The 15,804-nt window shown below is 46.9% G+C and carries 18 protein-coding genes; 9 read left to right on the top strand and 9 right to left on the bottom strand.

Going from position 1 to position 15,804, the window contains the following annotated elements; translation table 11 throughout:
* The first annotated feature begins 111 nt into the window (after nucleotides 1-111).
* Nucleotides 112-657: a gamma carbonic anhydrase family protein gene (locus tag AB6E52_RS11085; protein ID WP_017058763.1), complete on the top strand. Its 546-nt coding sequence runs from the start codon at nucleotides 112-114 to the stop codon at nucleotides 655-657.
* Here the strand turns inward: AB6E52_RS11085 and AB6E52_RS11080 are convergent.
* The 4 genes from AB6E52_RS11080 to AB6E52_RS11065 form a co-directional block, all read right to left on the bottom strand.
* A complete protein-coding gene (locus AB6E52_RS11080; protein WP_017058764.1) occupies nucleotides 654-923 on the bottom strand; it encodes a DUF1488 domain-containing protein in 270 nt (89 codons plus the stop codon). The genes AB6E52_RS11085 and AB6E52_RS11080 overlap by 4 nt on opposite strands.
* Nucleotides 924-940: 17 nt before the next feature.
* Entirely contained in the window at nucleotides 941-1,771 is an 831-nt protein-coding gene (gene aroE / locus AB6E52_RS11075) for a shikimate dehydrogenase (RefSeq protein ID WP_017067739.1), read from the bottom strand.
* A gap of 77 nt (nucleotides 1,772-1,848) precedes the next feature.
* On the bottom strand, nucleotides 1,849-2,766 hold the full coding sequence (gene hemF / locus AB6E52_RS11070) for an oxygen-dependent coproporphyrinogen oxidase (protein WP_017069580.1): 918 nt from the start codon (nucleotides 2,764-2,766) through the stop codon (nucleotides 1,849-1,851).
* 19 nt (nucleotides 2,767-2,785) lie between these two features.
* Nucleotides 2,786-3,343 (bottom strand): L-threonylcarbamoyladenylate synthase, encoded by a 558-nt coding sequence (locus AB6E52_RS11065; protein WP_017058767.1) that lies wholly within the window; start codon nucleotides 3,341-3,343, stop codon nucleotides 2,786-2,788.
* 195 nt (nucleotides 3,344-3,538) lie between these two features.
* Here AB6E52_RS11065 and purE point away from each other — a divergent pair, with 195 nt between their 5' ends.
* Both purE and AB6E52_RS11055 read left to right on the top strand, forming a co-directional pair.
* Nucleotides 3,539-4,024, top strand: a complete 486-nt coding sequence (gene purE / locus AB6E52_RS11060) for a 5-(carboxyamino)imidazole ribonucleotide mutase (RefSeq protein WP_004735777.1) — start codon at nucleotides 3,539-3,541, stop codon at nucleotides 4,022-4,024.
* A 5-nt stretch (nucleotides 4,025-4,029) separates the two neighbouring features.
* The gene (locus tag AB6E52_RS11055) at nucleotides 4,030-5,160 is read left to right on the top strand and encodes a 5-(carboxyamino)imidazole ribonucleotide synthase (RefSeq protein ID WP_102321074.1); all 1,131 of its coding nucleotides are present in this window, start codon (nucleotides 4,030-4,032) and stop codon (nucleotides 5,158-5,160) included.
* 88 nt (nucleotides 5,161-5,248) lie between these two features.
* On the opposite strand, the gene AB6E52_RS11050 is transcribed toward AB6E52_RS11055, so the two are convergent.
* From AB6E52_RS11050 to AB6E52_RS11035, 4 genes are read right to left on the bottom strand one after another with little or no spacing between them, the layout of a single operon-like run.
* The gene (locus tag AB6E52_RS11050) at nucleotides 5,249-5,818 is read right to left on the bottom strand and encodes a type I DNA topoisomerase (RefSeq protein WP_017063003.1); all 570 of its coding nucleotides are present in this window, start codon (nucleotides 5,816-5,818) and stop codon (nucleotides 5,249-5,251) included.
* A 12-nt stretch (nucleotides 5,819-5,830) separates the two neighbouring features.
* On the bottom strand, nucleotides 5,831-6,307 hold the full coding sequence (locus AB6E52_RS11045; protein ID WP_029235095.1) for a DUF494 family protein: 477 nt from the start codon (nucleotides 6,305-6,307) through the stop codon (nucleotides 5,831-5,833).
* 3 nt (nucleotides 6,308-6,310) lie between these two features.
* Nucleotides 6,311-7,423 carry a DNA-processing protein DprA gene (gene dprA, locus AB6E52_RS11040; RefSeq protein ID WP_017071760.1) on the bottom strand — a complete coding sequence of 371 codons (1,113 nt, stop codon included), beginning with the start codon at nucleotides 7,421-7,423 and terminating at the stop codon, nucleotides 6,311-6,313.
* Nucleotides 7,420-8,511: a LysM peptidoglycan-binding domain-containing protein gene (locus AB6E52_RS11035; protein WP_102321075.1), complete on the bottom strand. Its 1,092-nt coding sequence runs from the start codon at nucleotides 8,509-8,511 to the stop codon at nucleotides 7,420-7,422. Before AB6E52_RS11035 ends, dprA begins: the two co-directional genes overlap by 4 nt.
* A gap of 140 nt (nucleotides 8,512-8,651) precedes the next feature.
* Here AB6E52_RS11035 and def point away from each other — a divergent pair, with 140 nt between their 5' ends.
* The 6 genes from def to AB6E52_RS11005 all read left to right on the top strand — a co-directional run bounded on the left by def (nucleotide 8,652) and on the right by AB6E52_RS11005 (nucleotide 15,151).
* Nucleotides 8,652-9,164, top strand: coding sequence for a peptide deformylase (gene def / locus AB6E52_RS11030; protein WP_017058772.1), 513 nt, complete (start codon nucleotides 8,652-8,654; stop codon nucleotides 9,162-9,164).
* Between the two features lie 37 nt (nucleotides 9,165-9,201).
* Nucleotides 9,202-10,149: a methionyl-tRNA formyltransferase gene (fmt, locus tag AB6E52_RS11025; RefSeq protein ID WP_017058773.1), complete on the top strand. Its 948-nt coding sequence runs from the start codon at nucleotides 9,202-9,204 to the stop codon at nucleotides 10,147-10,149.
* A gap of 92 nt (nucleotides 10,150-10,241) precedes the next feature.
* Nucleotides 10,242-11,522 carry a 16S rRNA (cytosine(967)-C(5))-methyltransferase RsmB gene (rsmB, locus tag AB6E52_RS11020; RefSeq protein ID WP_017058774.1) on the top strand — a complete coding sequence of 427 codons (1,281 nt, stop codon included), beginning with the start codon at nucleotides 10,242-10,244 and terminating at the stop codon, nucleotides 11,520-11,522.
* Nucleotides 11,523-11,631: 109 nt separating this feature from the next.
* Nucleotides 11,632-13,008 carry a Trk system potassium transporter TrkA gene (gene trkA, locus AB6E52_RS11015; protein ID WP_004735766.1) on the top strand — a complete coding sequence of 459 codons (1,377 nt, stop codon included), beginning with the start codon at nucleotides 11,632-11,634 and terminating at the stop codon, nucleotides 13,006-13,008.
* Between the two features lie 80 nt (nucleotides 13,009-13,088).
* Nucleotides 13,089-14,534 (top strand): TrkH family potassium uptake protein, encoded by a 1,446-nt coding sequence (locus AB6E52_RS11010; RefSeq protein WP_102321076.1) that lies wholly within the window; start codon nucleotides 13,089-13,091, stop codon nucleotides 14,532-14,534.
* 26 nt (nucleotides 14,535-14,560) lie between these two features.
* Entirely contained in the window at nucleotides 14,561-15,151 is a 591-nt protein-coding gene (locus AB6E52_RS11005) for a DUF3157 family protein (RefSeq protein ID WP_102321077.1), read from the top strand.
* Here the strand turns inward: AB6E52_RS11005 and AB6E52_RS11000 are convergent.
* Entirely contained in the window at nucleotides 15,148-15,801 is a 654-nt protein-coding gene (locus AB6E52_RS11000) for a hemolysin III family protein (RefSeq protein ID WP_086971960.1), read from the bottom strand. The two genes, AB6E52_RS11005 and AB6E52_RS11000, sit on opposite strands and share 4 nt — an antisense overlap.
* Between the last annotated feature and the right edge of the window lie 3 nt (nucleotides 15,802-15,804).

The following is a 15,804-nucleotide window of genomic DNA, read 5'->3' as shown; positions in this document are numbered from 1 at the left end:
GAAGTTTTTCTTACTTTTTTGATTGTTCGAGCGTTTTTTGTTCAAAACACCCCATTTTCACTAGTATTCCTCTTAATTAAGGGCTTAAGGTGCCTATATAAAGGAGGATTTATGAGTTCAATACGCAGTTATAAAGGAATATCCCCTCAGATTGGGCAAGGTGTCTATATAGATACCAGTTCAGTACTGGTTGGTGATATCAAAATCGGTAACGACTCTAGCGTGTGGCCTTTGGTTGCAGCTCGAGGGGATGTGAACCACATTCATATTGGAGAGAGAACGAATATCCAAGATGGTAGTGTCTTGCACGTCACCCATAAGAATGCTGAAAACCCTGACGGTTATCCTCTCTTAATAGGTAATGATGTCACTATCGGGCATAAAGTAATGCTGCATGGCTGCACTATTGAGGATCGTGTACTTGTTGGTATGGGAGCGATCGTGTTGGATGGCGTGATTATCCAAAAAGAAGTGATGATTGGTGCTGGTAGCTTAGTGCCACCAAATAAGGTACTTGAAAGCGGTTACCTCTATGTAGGAAGCCCAGTAAAACAAGCTCGCCCATTAAATGATAAAGAGCGTGCCTTTCTACAGAAGTCTGCAGACAACTACGTTCAGAATAAAAATGACTATCTAGACTCTGTAATTTCAGTCTAAAGCGCTTTGATCTGAATCCGATTAGAGGAGTCATACTCCTCTTCTTCTATTAACTCTTCCGCTAGCTCTTCAATATCGAAACGTAACTCTGAAAAGATAACTAAAGCTTGATCGCCTTCTTCTATATCTTTACCTGCCAATCGTGATAATTCCTCAATAGACATGACACATTCAATCAATGCGCCCGACTGTTGTGCTGGGAACGTGATTGTTCGGCTCTCTTCATCCCAATCTTGGATATCAGGAAATAGAATTGATTGATTCATTTTTTATAAACACCCCATTACATCTCTAGATTTTTACGTAATTCTCTTAAAATCTGTTTTGTTCCCGGACGAAGACCACGCCAAAGCATAAAGCTTTCTGCTGCCTGCCCCACTAGCATACCCAAACCATCATAAGCAGCATGAACACCATTATCTAATGCCCATTGATTGAATACCGTCGTTCCAGATCCATAAACCATGTCATAAACGGCGCTAGTAGAATTGAAAATCACCTCAGACACTTCAGGAAGCTGCCCGCTTAGACCAGATGAGGTAGAGTTAATAATGACATCAAAGCCTTCATTAACATCACTTAGCCCCATCCCCTTGATGTTGCCATGCGACGAAAACATCTCAGCCAGAAGTTCAGCCTTGGAGCTGGTTCGATTAGCGACCACCAGCTGTTGTGGCTTTTGGTCGAGAAGAGGTTGAATCACTCCTCTCGCAGCACCACCAGCGCCAAGAAGAAGAACACGTGCTCCTTTTAGCGTGACTTGATGTTGAAGCAGGTCTTGAACTAAGCCCTCACCATCGGTGTTATCACCAATGATCTCTCCATCATCTAACTTCTTAAGGGTATTTACGGCACCAGCTAGTTCAGCTCTCTCAGTTAGGCGATTGGCTAACTGATAGGCATCTTCTTTAAAAGGCGCTGTGACATTGCACCCTCGACCACCTTCGCTGAAAAAGGTTTTGGCAGCAGTGATAAATTGACCGTGCTCTGGCTGTAATGCTGTATAGGTAAGTTGTTGGCTGGTTTGGCGAGCAAATAATGTATGAATGAATGGCGATTTGCTTTGCCCAATAGGATTACCGAAAACGGCATAACGATCTACTTGCTGTGTCATATCCTTACCTAACAGAAATAATAAAAAGGGTCATCTATATAGATGACCCTATCACTATCCCTATAAGGAAGGAAGAACTACCAAACTCGAGGTTTGAGGTAGTCACTATAAAGCAGAGCTTCTGGTGAGCCCGCTTGCGGTTCATAGCGATATTCCCAACGAGCCAACGGCGGCATCGACATCAATATAGACTCTGTGCGCCCACCGCTTTGCAGGCCAAATAAGGTACCACGGTCGTAAACTAGGTTGAATTCAACATAGCGGCCACGACGGTATAGTTGGAAGTCACGCTCACGTTCGCCATAAGGTGTATCTTTGCGACGCTCGACAATAGGTAAGTACGCCGCAGCAAAACCTTCACCGACAGCCTGCATATAAGCAAAGCTCTTATCGAAACCCCACTCATTTAAGTCATCAAAGAACAGACCACCAACACCACGTGTTTCGTCTCGGTGAGGAAGATAGAAGTACTTATCACACCACTCTTTGTGTTCTTGATAAACATCATCACCAAACGGCGCACAAAGATCTTTAGCAGTTTGATGCCAAGATTGGCAATCTTCATCGACAGGATAAAATGGCGTTAAGTCAAAACCACCACCAAACCACCAAATCGGGTCTTCCCCTTCTTTTTCCGCAATGAAGAATCGAACGTTCGCGTGTGAGGTTGGGATATATGGGTTTTTAGGGTGGATAACTAATGAAACCCCCATCGCCTCAAACTTACGTCCGGCTAACTCAGGACGGTGAGCGGTTGCAGAGGCAGGCATTGCTTTACCAGCGACGTGAGAGAAGTTAACTCCACCCTGTTCAAATAAAGCACCATTGGTCATCACGCGAGTACGACCACCGCCACCTAGACGATCGCCAGGTTCTCGCTCCCATGCATCTTCTTCAAACAACGCTACACCATCAGCTTGCTCAAGCTGCTGGCAAATCGAATCTTGTAGGCTCAGTAAAAACTGCTTTACTGCTTCTTTATCAATTGCTGACATCTTACTTCCTTTGCAGGGTTTAACCCTGTCTTAATATTTTCGACGTTTTTGCATCTCTAATTTCGCTTGGCTTCTCACGGCCACCCGTTTGGCCTTCTAGAATCGCGACTAAGTGTTGACCCAGTTGCTGTTGAACTTCTTCAGTCGTCATACAAGGCGGCTCGCCAGTCAGGTTGGCACTGGTAGAGGTTAACGGCTTGCCGAACTCATTACACATTCTTTGAACCAAAGGGTGATCCGTCACTCGTACCGCGATGGAATCAAACTGGCCGCTGACCCAGTCAGTAACTTTGCTGCTGGTTGGCATAATCCAAGTGACCGGACCTGGCCATGTCGCTTTCACTGTTACCAACTGTTCTTCCGTCAACTGGCTTTCATCAATATAAGGAAGCAGCTGCTCGTAACTTGCAGCAATCAAGATCAAGCCCTTTTCAACTGGACGCTGTTTTAACTCGAGTAATTTCTTGATGGCATGTGGATTATCAGGATCACAACCAACCCCAAAAACGCCTTCGGTCGGGTAAGCAATGACTTCACCTTGTTGTAATGCCTGCAATGTATGTTGAAAGTTATCCACGGGTTGCCTCATTAAGTCAGTTATCGAACTCGCTAAGTGTACAAATTATCATTCACTGTGACTAAAGCTATTTGTTTATAAAATGTATCAATTAACAACTTAGACTGACGCAAACGTTTTCCTTAAGTAATTTTACCCGTATAATGCGCGCAAAATATCTAATCACTAATTAAATCGTACCTGAAGGAGTTTGAGATGACTGTCGGTATTATCATGGGTTCTAAATCTGATTGGCCAACAATGAAGCTAGCTGCAGAAATGTTGGATCAGTTTGGCGTGGCGTACGAAACAAAAGTGGTTTCTGCTCACCGCACACCTCAGTTGCTTGCAGACTACGCAACCAGTGCGAAAGAGCGCGGTATTAAAGTAATTATTGCTGGTGCTGGCGGTGCAGCGCACCTTCCGGGCATGGCTGCTGCTTTCACAAGCGTACCAGTTCTGGGTGTTCCAGTTCAGTCTAAAGCACTGAAAGGCATGGACTCTCTGCTTTCTATCGTGCAGATGCCAAAAGGTATCGCGGTAGGTACTTTGGCTATCGGTGAAGCTGGCGCTGCCAATGCAGGCATCCTAGCGGCTCAAATCATTGGTACACACAATGAAGAAGTAATGGCAAAAGTAGAAGCATTCCGTTCTGAGCAAACAGAAACGGTTTTGGCTAATCCAAACCCTGCAGAGGACTAATTTCCATGCATGTTCTTGTGTTAGGCGCGGGCCAACTTGCTCGCATGATGTCCCTAGCTGGGGCACCGCTGAATATTGAAATTTCTGCTTTTGATGTTGGCAGCAAAAATATTGTTCACCCATTAACGCAAGCGATTCTAGGTAACGGCTTAGAAAATGCGATTGAGCGTGCGGACGTCATTACTGCTGAATTCGAACATATTCCTCACGATGTACTTGAGGTGTGTGAGCGCAGCGGTAAGTTCTTACCGACAACAGAAGCAATCAAAGCTGGCGGTGACCGTCGTCTTGAAAAAGCCCTGTTAGACGAAGCGAACGTGAAGAATGCTAAGTACTACGTGGTTAACTCTCGCGAAGACTTTGACGCTGCAATTGCTCACGTTGGCTTACCAATGGTGTTGAAGAGCACACTTGGCGGCTACGACGGCAAGGGCCAATGGCGCTTAAAGACATTAGACAATGTTGACGCGACTTGGGCAGAAATGGCTGAGTGCATTACCGCGACCGACAACCAAGCGATTGTGGCTGAAGAGTTTGTTCCGTTTGACCGCGAAGTATCACTGGTTGGTGCTCGTGATACCAATGGCGAGGTTCAAGTGTATCCACTGGCTGAGAATGTTCACACCGACGGCGTGTTGAGCTTATCGACAGCGATTGATGACATTGAACTGCAAGAGCAAGCTAAAGCCATGTTCACTGCCATTGCTGAGCGTTTAGATTACGTTGGCGTGCTAGCACTTGAGTTCTTTGATGTTCAAGGTTCACTGCTTGTTAATGAGATTGCACCACGTGTTCATAACTCGGGCCACTGGACGCAACAAGGCGCAGAGACTTGTCAGTTTGAAAACCACCTACGTGCAGTGTGTGGCATGCCACTAGGTAGCACTAAACTGATTCGTCCAACCGCAATGATCAACATTCTTGGCGAAGATACTCTTCCTGAGGCTATTCTTGCTCAAGGTGGTTGTCATGTTCATTGGTATGGCAAAGAAAAGCGTGCAGGTCGCAAGATGGGTCACATTAACGTGAGCGCTGACTACAACGCAGAATTACAAAGAGCTTTGTGCTCATTGGCTGAGATTCTTGATAAGCAAGCCTACCCTGCTGTGCATGAGTTTGCTGAGCAGATGAAGTAAGCCTACATTGGCTTATTGATATAAAAAGTTTATTGGATACAAAAACGGCGCTCAGTGAGCGCCGTTTTTTTGTGTCTATAATATCGAGTTATTGAGATTGAATGTGGTGACACTTGCGATCAGCGCATTGCTTCTTGGTACCACTGGCTGTTTTCTTCTCAAGTAACAACGGGAACTGGCACTGTTCACAACGACCTATAACAGGTGGCTGATTAACGGCGAACTTACACTTAGGGTAGTTATCACACGCATAGAAGGTTTTGCCATAGCGAGATTTACGCTCAACCAAGTGGCCTCGACCACACTCAGGGCAGGCAACAAGTGGCTGCTCTTCAGGTTGTTCTTTCGGTTGGTCCAAAGATTCGATGTGATTACACTCTGGATAACTGCTACAGCCAATGAACATCCCAAAGCGACCTTGCCTTAATACCAATTCGTTTTGGCATTTAGGACACGGAACGCCCAGCTCTTTCACCACATGACCATCATTTTGATGAAGAGGCTTGATGTAATCACAGCTCGGATACTGCTTACAGCCTAAAAATGGGCCGTGCTTACCATGGCGAAGCTGAAGCTCCCCACCACACTGTGGACATGGTTCATGCTCTAACGCATGTTCATGTGCTGAAAAAAGCTGATTATCAATCTTACTACTCATGATAAGCCTGTATTAATGCAAGATACCTTGCTCTTTGGTGTACAACAGCTCTTCCATTTGCGTGTAAGCACTTTCATTACCCGGTACATTGAACAGTACCATTAAGATAATCCACTTCAGATCATCCAACTCAAATTCATTGGTCTCTAACCCCATGACACGATCAATCACCATTTCACGAATCTCTGTCGTGAGGACGTTGATCTGCTCAAGGAACAACAAGAAACCACGACACTCCATATTAATACGTGATATCTCTTTACTTGTGTAAACACGCATCGAGGTATTAGAGCACATAGTAATCGCCGCTTGGTTATCGGTATCTTGCAGTGCAGCAAGGTCTTCTAACCAATGGAGAGCCTTATAAATATCATCTTGGTGAAACCCCGCTCGAAGAAGTTCATCTTCAAGTTCGTCTTGATCCACCTGCAATTCAGAATCGCTATGGATGTAGGTTTCAAACAAGTACATCAGTATGTCCATCATCATAGCTTAGCCTCTCCCCTTTCGAATATAGCCACCGGAAACTGCAACAACATGCCCTGAGAGCTCAAGCTCTAAAAGCTGCATCATGACTTCATGCACAGGTATATGGGTTCTCTGTGCCAAAATATCAACGGGTGTCGCCTCTAATCCTACGTTAGCTAACAGCTGTGGAAATGGCAATTGTTCATTTTCACCCTCATTCGGCGTAGGTTCGAATAAGCTCGGCTGCTGATCTATAGACCAGTTTAACAGACTCTTTATTTCAATCAGAACATCTTGAGCATTTTGCACTAAACATGCTCCAGCTTTGATGAGACTGTTACCTCCGCGACTGGTTGGGCTATGAATAGAACCGGGCAGCGCAAACACTTCTCGACCTTGCTCCATGGCATAGCGAGCGGTAATTAAAGAGCCACTCTTCTCAGCCGCTTCCACCACCAAGGTTCCTAACGACAAGCCACTTATAATACGGTTACGACGGGGGAAATGTTCAGGTCTTGGTTTAGCACTCGGTCGAAACTCTGAAATCAGCGCTCCGTTCTCACAGATCCTCTCAGCTAGATTTCGGTGGCGGGCAGGATAAATGGAGTCCAAGCCAGACCCCAACACTGCAAAAGTTTCCCCTCTTTTATCTAGAGCACCATCATGAGCATAGCCATCGATACCTAAAGCTAAGCCACTGGTGACAATTAAACCGTTTTGGACAAACTCTTTGGCGAAGGACTTGGCGGTCTGCAGTCCTTCAATACTGGCATTGCGGCTGCCGACCATCGCGATTTGAGGCTCGATCAGTTTTTCAACGTGACCTTTAACGAAAAGAACACTGGGCGCAGAGGCAATCTCATTAAGCAGTTTGGGATAATGGGGGCAATTAGGGGTAATGATGTGATGGTTAGGCTGTTTTGCTTGCCATGATAAGCAAGCCTCCACTTCTCTTGGGGCTTGCTCTCTTAGATAAGAAATTTGTTTGCCTGATAAACCCATCACTTGCAGCTGCTGGCTTGAGTAGCCAACAATGTTCGAAGGGGAATCGATACTCAGCAGGCGAGAAAGGCGTTTGCCACCCAATTGAGGAACAAAACTTAGAGTTAGCCAAGCACTCAGTTGTTGCTCATTCACTCGGTGCCCTTAACCTCTTCTGTCAAAGCAAGATCCAAAGGCGATACTGCCAGAATGCCCTTGCTAACAGGCTTAGAGCTCTGAGTGATCAACGCGAGGCTAAAATACTCATAAGGACGAATGACCATCAAGCTACCCAGCGAGGTACTTGGCAATTGCACCTTATCGCTCGCCGCAGACTCTTTATAACTGTATTCACCTTGCTTACCAAACACCACCGCACCGCTTTCGCTGAGGGTAAACATAGAACCTTGGCGAAGGTTATCCTGTGAACCTTTGTTGATCACTACCACCTGATTCTTCGCGCTGTATTGGCTGCCATCTAATGAGCCCAAGATATTAGCAAATTGACCCGCCGCACTAGGTGCAGGATAAAACGTGGTAGAGAGCTTCACCTGATCAACGCCAAGTTCCGGTAACACGAGGTCGTTGAGCAGTACTTCTTGTAATTGAGTCTCTATCTGTAAACTACTGAACTCAGCATCCACCTCTCTCAAGCGCGCCGTGGCGACCAGTCGCAAAGAGGTAATACTCGCTTGGGGTTGCTGCCGTTGGTAGGTTTCAACTGCGCGGTAGATACCCCACTTTTGATGTTGTTGGTTACCTGAGATAAACAACCGGTCTGCACCCGATAAGAAACGTTTACCATCACTGGTTCCTAATACTCGTTGTGCCGATTCGATATCTTGCTGCTCTACCAAGCGATCAGACTGTAAATAAGGTAGAACCAGTCCCTCGTTGACGGTAGGTACTGCTTTCTTCTCAGAAACACGAATCTTGGGGCTAAGTTTGATAACAGGCTTGAGGCTCAATACAGGCTCGCCATTAATCCAAACCAAAGACAGTTTATCTCCGGGATAAATGAGATGAGGGTTTTCTATCTCTGGATTGACCTGCCATAACCTTGGCCACAACCATGGACTATCGAGATACATCGCAGAGATATCCCACAAAGTATCGCCCTTAACCACCACATACGCCTCAGGTGCGCCCTGTTTAATGGTTAAAGGTTGCTCACTATTTTCAGCCGTAGCGGCGAACGAAATCGAGGCACAAATAAGAGATAAAGCAGGCAATAAATGACGCATGACCTAGGTTCCTTGGTCTGAATATATGACATCTGATTGGAGAATTACCTTCAGGATGCTGTCATTTGACCTCTAAAATGTCTAGAATTGAGCCAACAAGGTTTAAGCTGTTTCGGCACAGTTCAATATTTCGAGTGTATATGTCTGTATTACAAGTATTAACATTACCAGATGATCGTCTACGTACCGTGGCGAAACCGGTAAAAGAAGTTACCCCAGAGATTCAAAAGTTCGTTGATGACATGATTGAAACCATGTACGACGAAGAAGGTATCGGCCTTGCGGCAACGCAAGTAGATTTCCACCAACGCATCGTTGTTATCGATATTTCAGAAACACGTGATGAGCCAATGGTGCTTATCAACCCTGAAATTACTGAGAAGCGCGGCGAAGATGGAATCGAAGAAGGCTGCCTATCTGTACCAGGCGCTCGAGCTCTAGTACCTCGCGCTGCAGAAGTAACGGTTAAAGCACTAGACCGTGACGGCAACGAATTCACATTCGACGCTGACGACCTTCTGGCTATCTGTGTTCAGCACGAACTTGACCACCTAGAAGGCAAGTTGTTTGTTGATTACCTATCGCCACTAAAGCGTAAACGTATCCAAGATAAGCTAGCGAAGATTAAACGTTTCAACGAGAAACAAGGTTAATAACCGCTGCTATTACTAAATTAGAAGGAAGCCTACCTTGAGTCAGTCTTTAAGAATTGTCTTTGCAGGTACTCCGGATTTCGCCGCCCGTCACTTGGCGGCGTTGTTGTCTTCGGAGCATGAAGTTGTTGCTGTTTACACACAGCCAGATCGCCCAGCAGGCCGCGGTAAAAAACTCACTGCGAGCCCAGTAAAAAACATCGCACTTGAAAACAATATTCCGGTTTACCAACCAGAAAACTTCAAGTCAGATGAGGCTAAGCAAGAGCTAGCTGAATTGAACGCTGACATCATGGTTGTTGTCGCTTACGGCTTATTGCTTCCGCAGGTTGTATTAGATACGCCTCGCTTAGGTTGTATCAACGTACATGGCTCTATCCTACCGCGCTGGCGTGGTGCTGCTCCGATTCAACGCTCTATTTGGGCGGGTGATAAAGAGACAGGCGTGACGATCATGCAGATGGATATCGGCCTAGATACTGGCGACATGCTAAGTATCGCGACGCTGCCTATCGAAGCGACAGATACTAGCGCATCTATGTACGAGAAATTAGCGGGCCTTGGCCCTGATGCGCTTGTTGAATGTCTAGCGGACATCGCTTCTGGCAAAGCAGTTGCAGAAAAGCAAGACGATGAGCTTGCGAACTACGCGAAGAAGCTAAGCAAAGAAGAAGCGCGTATCAACTGGAGTGATGAAGCTGCGCATATTGAGCGCTGCGTTCGTGCCTTCAACCCATGGCCAATGAGTCACTTTGAAGCTGCTGAGAACAGCATTAAAGTATGGCAAAGCCGTGTGGCAGAGCAAACTTCTGATAAGCCTGCAGGTACCATTCTGCAAGCGGATAAAACTGGTATCTATGTTGCGACAGGGCAAGGCGTACTTGTTCTTGAACAACTGCAAGTTCCAGGTAAAAAAGCCATGTCAGTTCAGGATATCTTGAACTCACGTGCAAGCTGGTTTGAAGTTGGTACACAACTTTCTTAATCCGCTTTTAAAGCTGCTAATTACGCAGCTTAGAAAACCTTTACGAGGGCAGAGATGCCCTCATGTATTCAAATAAATATTCGGTACCCCTCATGAATGTTCGCGCTGCTGCTGCAAATGTCCTATTCCAAGTTGTCGATAAAGGCCACTCTCTGTCACACGCTCTCCCTGCGGCTCAAAAAACGATCCGTCCACGAGACCACGCTCTACTGCAAGAGATTTGCTACGGCGCACTTCGTTACCTGCCTCGTTTAGAGTCAATCGCTAACGAACTGATGGAAAACCCGCTTAAAGGTAAAAAGCGTGTATTCCACCACCTAATCTTGGTGGGCATTTACCAACTAAGCTTCATGCGTATCCCTTCGCATGCCGCGGTTGCTGAAACGGTTGAGGGCACTAAAACACTGCGTGGTCCAAGCCTGAGTGGTTTGATCAACGCTGTGCTACGTAGCTACCTACGTGACCAAGAAGAACTGGACGAGAAAGCCGTTAGTCACAATGCAGGCAAATACGGCCACCCAAGCTGGATTCTAAAAATGCTTCAAGAGAGCTACCCAGATCAATGGGAGCAACTGGTTGAAGCAAACAACAGTAAGGCACCAATGTGGCTGCGCGTTAACCGCCAACACCACACTCGTGACGAGTATGTTGAACTGCTTAAAAACGAAAACATTGAATACACATTGCACCCAGAAGCAGCCGATGCCATAAAATTAGCTGCACCTTGTGATGTTACTTTGCTTCCTGGCTTCGACAGAGGTTGGGTATCAGTGCAAGACGCAGCCGCTCAGCTTTCGGTTGACTACCTAACACCAAAAGATGGTGAGCTGATCTTAGATTGTTGTGCTGCGCCAGGTGGTAAAACGGCACACATTCTTGAGCACACTCAAGACACTGAAGTGGTTGCGATTGACTGCGACATTAAACGCCTAGACCGTGTTTACGATAACCTTGAGCGTCTACAACTGCGTGCCGACGTAATTTGTGGTGATGCTCGCTACCCTGAAGAGTGGTGGATGGGTGATAAGTTCGACCGTATCCTGCTTGATGCGCCTTGTTCAGCGACTGGCGTCATTCGCCGTCACCCTGATATCAAGTGGCTACGTCGTGCATCTGACATTGATGCGCTGGCTGAACTGCAAAGCGAAATTATGGATGCAATGTGGCGTCAGCTGAAAGAAGGCGGCACCATGGTTTACGCGACATGTTCTATCACACCGCAAGAGAACGTTCTGCAAGTGAAAGCATTCCTAGCACGTACTGAAAACGCAACGCTGGTTGGGTCTGATATCGAAAATCCGGGTCGTCAAATACTACCTGGAGAAGAAGATATGGATGGCTTCTACTACGCAGTTCTAGTAAAACAGGCATAACAACTAACAGCGGCTAAGAATTTATTTCTTAGCCGCTGTTTCTTTCTAGTGCATTATCAAAACAAAGTTAGATAACTAGAATTACCACGGTAAAGAAAAGAGAAAGGCTATGAAGATCATTATCCTAGGTGCTGGACAAGTTGGCGGTACCCTTGCTGAAAACCTGGTTGGTGAAAACAACGACATCACCATTGTCGACCGTAATGCTGACCGACTTCGTGAACTTCAGGATAAGTACGACCTTAGGGTTGTAAACGGTTATGCCAGCCACCCAAACACACTACGTGAAGCGGGTGCGCAAGATGCCGACATGTTGGTTGCTGTAACCAACATGGATGAAACCAACATGGCTGCGTGTCAGGTTGCTTTCTCTCTTTTCAATACGCCGAACCGAATTGCTCGTATTCGTTCTCCTCAATACCTAGAAGAGAAAGAAGCGCTATTCAAATCTGGTGCTATCCCAGTCGATCACCTGATCGCACCCGAAGAGCTAGTAACCAGCTACATCGAGCGCCTGATTCAATACCCAGGCGCACTGCAGGTTGTGAGCTTTGCTGAACAGAAGGTTAGCCTAGTAGCAGTAAAAGCCTACTACGGTGGTCCACTGGTTGGTAACGCATTGTCTGCTTTGCGCGAGCACATGCCGCACATAGATACTCGTGTTGCCGCTATTTTCCGTCAAGGTCGTCCTATTCGCCCACAAGGTACTACCATCATTGAAGCCGATGATGAGGTTTTCTTTGTGGCAGCGAGTAACCATATCCGCTCAGTAATGAGTGAGCTACAACGCCTAGAGAAACCTTACCGCCGCATCATGATTGTCGGTGGTGGTAACATTGGTGCAAGCTTGGCAAAACGCCTTGAGCAGAGCTACAGCATCAAGCTTATCGAGCGCAGCTACACTCGTGCCGAGAAGCTGTCTGAAGAATTAGAAAACACCATCGTCTTCTGTGGTGATGCGGCAGACCAAGAGCTGCTGACCGAAGAGAACATCGATCAGGTGGACGTGTTCATCGCCCTAACCAATGAAGATGAAACCAATATCATGTCAGCGATGCTGGCTAAGCGAATGGGTGCCAAGAAGGTAATGGTGCTGATTCAGCGTGGTGCTTACGTAGACCTTGTTCAGGGTGGCGTGATTGATATTGCTATCTCGCCACAACAAGCGACGATTTCTGCACTGCTTACTCACGTTCGTCGTGCTGATATTGTAAACGTATCATCTCTACGTCGCGGCGCTGCTGAAGCGATTGAAGCCATTGCTCACGGTGACGAAACCACATCGAAAGTGGTTGGCCGAGCGATTGGCGACATCAAGCTACCACCGGGCACCACTATTGGTGCGATTGTTCGCGGAGAAGAAGTACTTATCGCGCACGATAGAACTGTAATCGAACAAGATGACCACGTAGTGATGTTCCTAGTGGACAAGAAATACGTACCTGACGTTGAGTCTCTATTCCAACCGAGCCCGTTCTTCTTATAGCCTTGTTCTCGTAAGCTTGTTCTCACAACCTTCTTCTTGTGAGAACGACGCTCCGGCTCAAAGCGATGGTCTATTAAGCTATGGTCAACTTTCGTCCGATATTATTAGTGATAGGGTTAGTGTTATCAAAACTCGCCCTTTTCATGTACATCCCCACATTGGTTGCCTTTTTTACAGGCACCGGTGGCTTCCTCGAGTTTGGTCAATCAGTAGTGATCACGCACACAGTGGCGTTCATCTGCTTGAGCTTGGGCCGTTCAGCTAAGTTCCGACTTGGGGTGCGGGACATGTTCCTGATCACCTCTCTGGTATGGACGATAGCCAGTGCCTTTGCTGCACTGCCGTTTGTCTTCATCAACCACATCAGCTTCACTGACGCCTATTTTGAAACCATGTCTGGTATCACCACAACAGGCTCAACCGTATTAAGCGGCTTAGACAGCATGGCACCAAGCATTCTGTTGTGGCGTTCCATACTGCAATGGTTAGGTGGCATCGGCTTCATCGTTATGGCGGTAGCGGTTCTACCAATGCTCAACGTCGGTGGTATGCGCCTGTTCCAAACCGAATCATCCGATTGGTCAGATAAAAGTAGCCCACGAGCGAAAACGGTCGCCAAGAACATCGTGGCGGTTTATCTGGTTCTTACTGGGTTATGCATCATTAGCTATCTGTTTGCAGGCATGGGCATCTTTGACGCGATCAATCATGCCTTCACAACACTGTCTACGGGTGGTTACTCTACATCAGATGGCTCAATGAACCACTTCTCTAACAGTGCTCACTGGGTGGGAACCCTGTTCATGTTCCTTGGTGGACTGCCATTCCTACTGTTCGTTAGTGCACTGCGTGGTAGAAAACTCTCAATCCTCTACAAAGACGCGCAAGTGAGAGGTTTCACCTATCTATTCTTGGTCACCAGTGCCGTGATATCGACATGGTTGGTGGTTAGAGATGGCTACACAGTCATGGATGCGATGCGTGTTTCGATGTTCAACATTGTGTCAGTCGTAACCACAACCGGTTTTGGCTTAGAAGACTTCACCGCGTGGGGTGCTTTGCCTACCACGCTGTTTGCCTTTTTAATGATGGCGGGCGCGTGCTCAGGTTCAACCTCTGGCGGTATCAAAATCTTCCGCTTCCAGATCGCGATGACCATGCTCCACAAACAGATGATGAAACTGATTCACCCGTCGGGTGTGTTTGTTCAACGCTATAATCAGAGACCGGTGAATGACGATATTGTGCGTTCACTGGTCGCATTTGGTTTGATGTTCTTTATTACGATTATCCTAATTGCAGGCGGCTTGAGCGCGATGGGACTTGATCCCGTGACCAGTATATCTGGCGCTATCACAGCCGTTGCCAACGTTGGTCCTGGTATGGGCAGCGTGATCGGTCCAACCGGGAACTTTGCTCCACTGCCCGACGCCGCTAAATGGTTGCTAAGCTTAGGAATGCTGATGGGGCGACTTGAGATATTGACGCTCATTGTTCTATTTTTCCCAGCCTTTTGGCGACGCTAACCAAGCACAAAATCAAGGAAACACAGATGAAATCATACGCACTTCTCGCTGGCGCATTGCTCGCAAACTCAGTATTCGTAAGTTCTGCCTTTGCTGATCAAATGGTCACATTGCCTGATGGCAAACAAGTGTTACTCAAAGATGATTTTACTTGGCAATACGTGGCACCGAAGCAAACGGAAGCAGCAGCGACAACATCAGAGGTCGCAGTGCCTGTTTCAGCAGCCCCTGTCGTAGCCGTACCTGTCGCAACGAACACACGTGGTACTACGATTGTGGTTCATAGTAAGAAGCCAAGCTTACAGCTGTCTCAATCAGGAGTGGATGTTGTACTGGGTGCAAGTCGCTATGAAGATGGTGAGCTTATCATTCCGACAGCCATCACCAACCAAGGTACTCAAGCAGTCATTTTGGTATCACTTAACATCAGCGTGTTTACTGCAGAAGGTGAGTTGTTGGCAGAAGAAGAGGTTGCTGTGTGGAAATCAATCAAACGAATGGCCGACACATACCTGCGACCAAAGACGGGTGAAGAAGGCAAGCTAATCAAGATCGACCTAGAACAACACCCTGAATATCAGATTAAAGCTGAGATTACTGAAGTACTGGCTCGCTAAACCGGAGTCACATACAAATAAATAGCGAAGAAATGGCAAGCGCAGCCCGCCAAAACAAACAAGTGCCAGATGGCGTGGTTGTAAGGGATGCGTTTTGCCACATAGAAAATAACACCCAACGAGTAGATCACGCCACCGAGCGCCAATAACACCAAGCCGCCTATCTCGATATTCATCGCCAGTTGATACACCACAATCAACGACAACCAGCCCATCGCTAAATAAATGAACAGCGATAGACGCTTAAACCGGTAGACGAAGGCAATCTTCATGATGATACCGACCAGCGCAATTCCCCAGATAACCGCCATCAAGCCCATCGCCAATGGGGTTCTTAAGCCAACCAATAAAAACGGGGTGTAGCTACCTGCGATGAGTAAGTAAATTGCACAGTGATCGAGGGTTTTCAATAAACGCTTGGTTTTTTCTGTGGTGATCGAGTGATAAAGCGTGGAAGCAAGAAAGAGCAGGATAATGCTGCTGCCATAGATTGCCATACTGGCAACCGTCAACATGTCGGCTTGGTAATCAAACGCGCGAATCAGTAGCAAGATCAGACCAACCACGCCAAGCACGACGCCCAAGCCATGGGTTATCGCGTTAGCGCGTTCTTCGATGTCGCTGTATTCGCTAGCTGATGATGCAGACATGAG

Origin of the sequence: Vibrio sp. 10N.247.311.13 (assembly GCF_041467595.1) — a bacterium.
Taxonomy (GTDB): domain Bacteria; phylum Pseudomonadota; class Gammaproteobacteria; order Enterobacterales; family Vibrionaceae; genus Vibrio; species Vibrio crassostreae_C.
The sequence above is the reverse complement of the archived record's forward strand: the minus strand, read 5'-3'. Positions and strand labels throughout refer to the sequence as shown.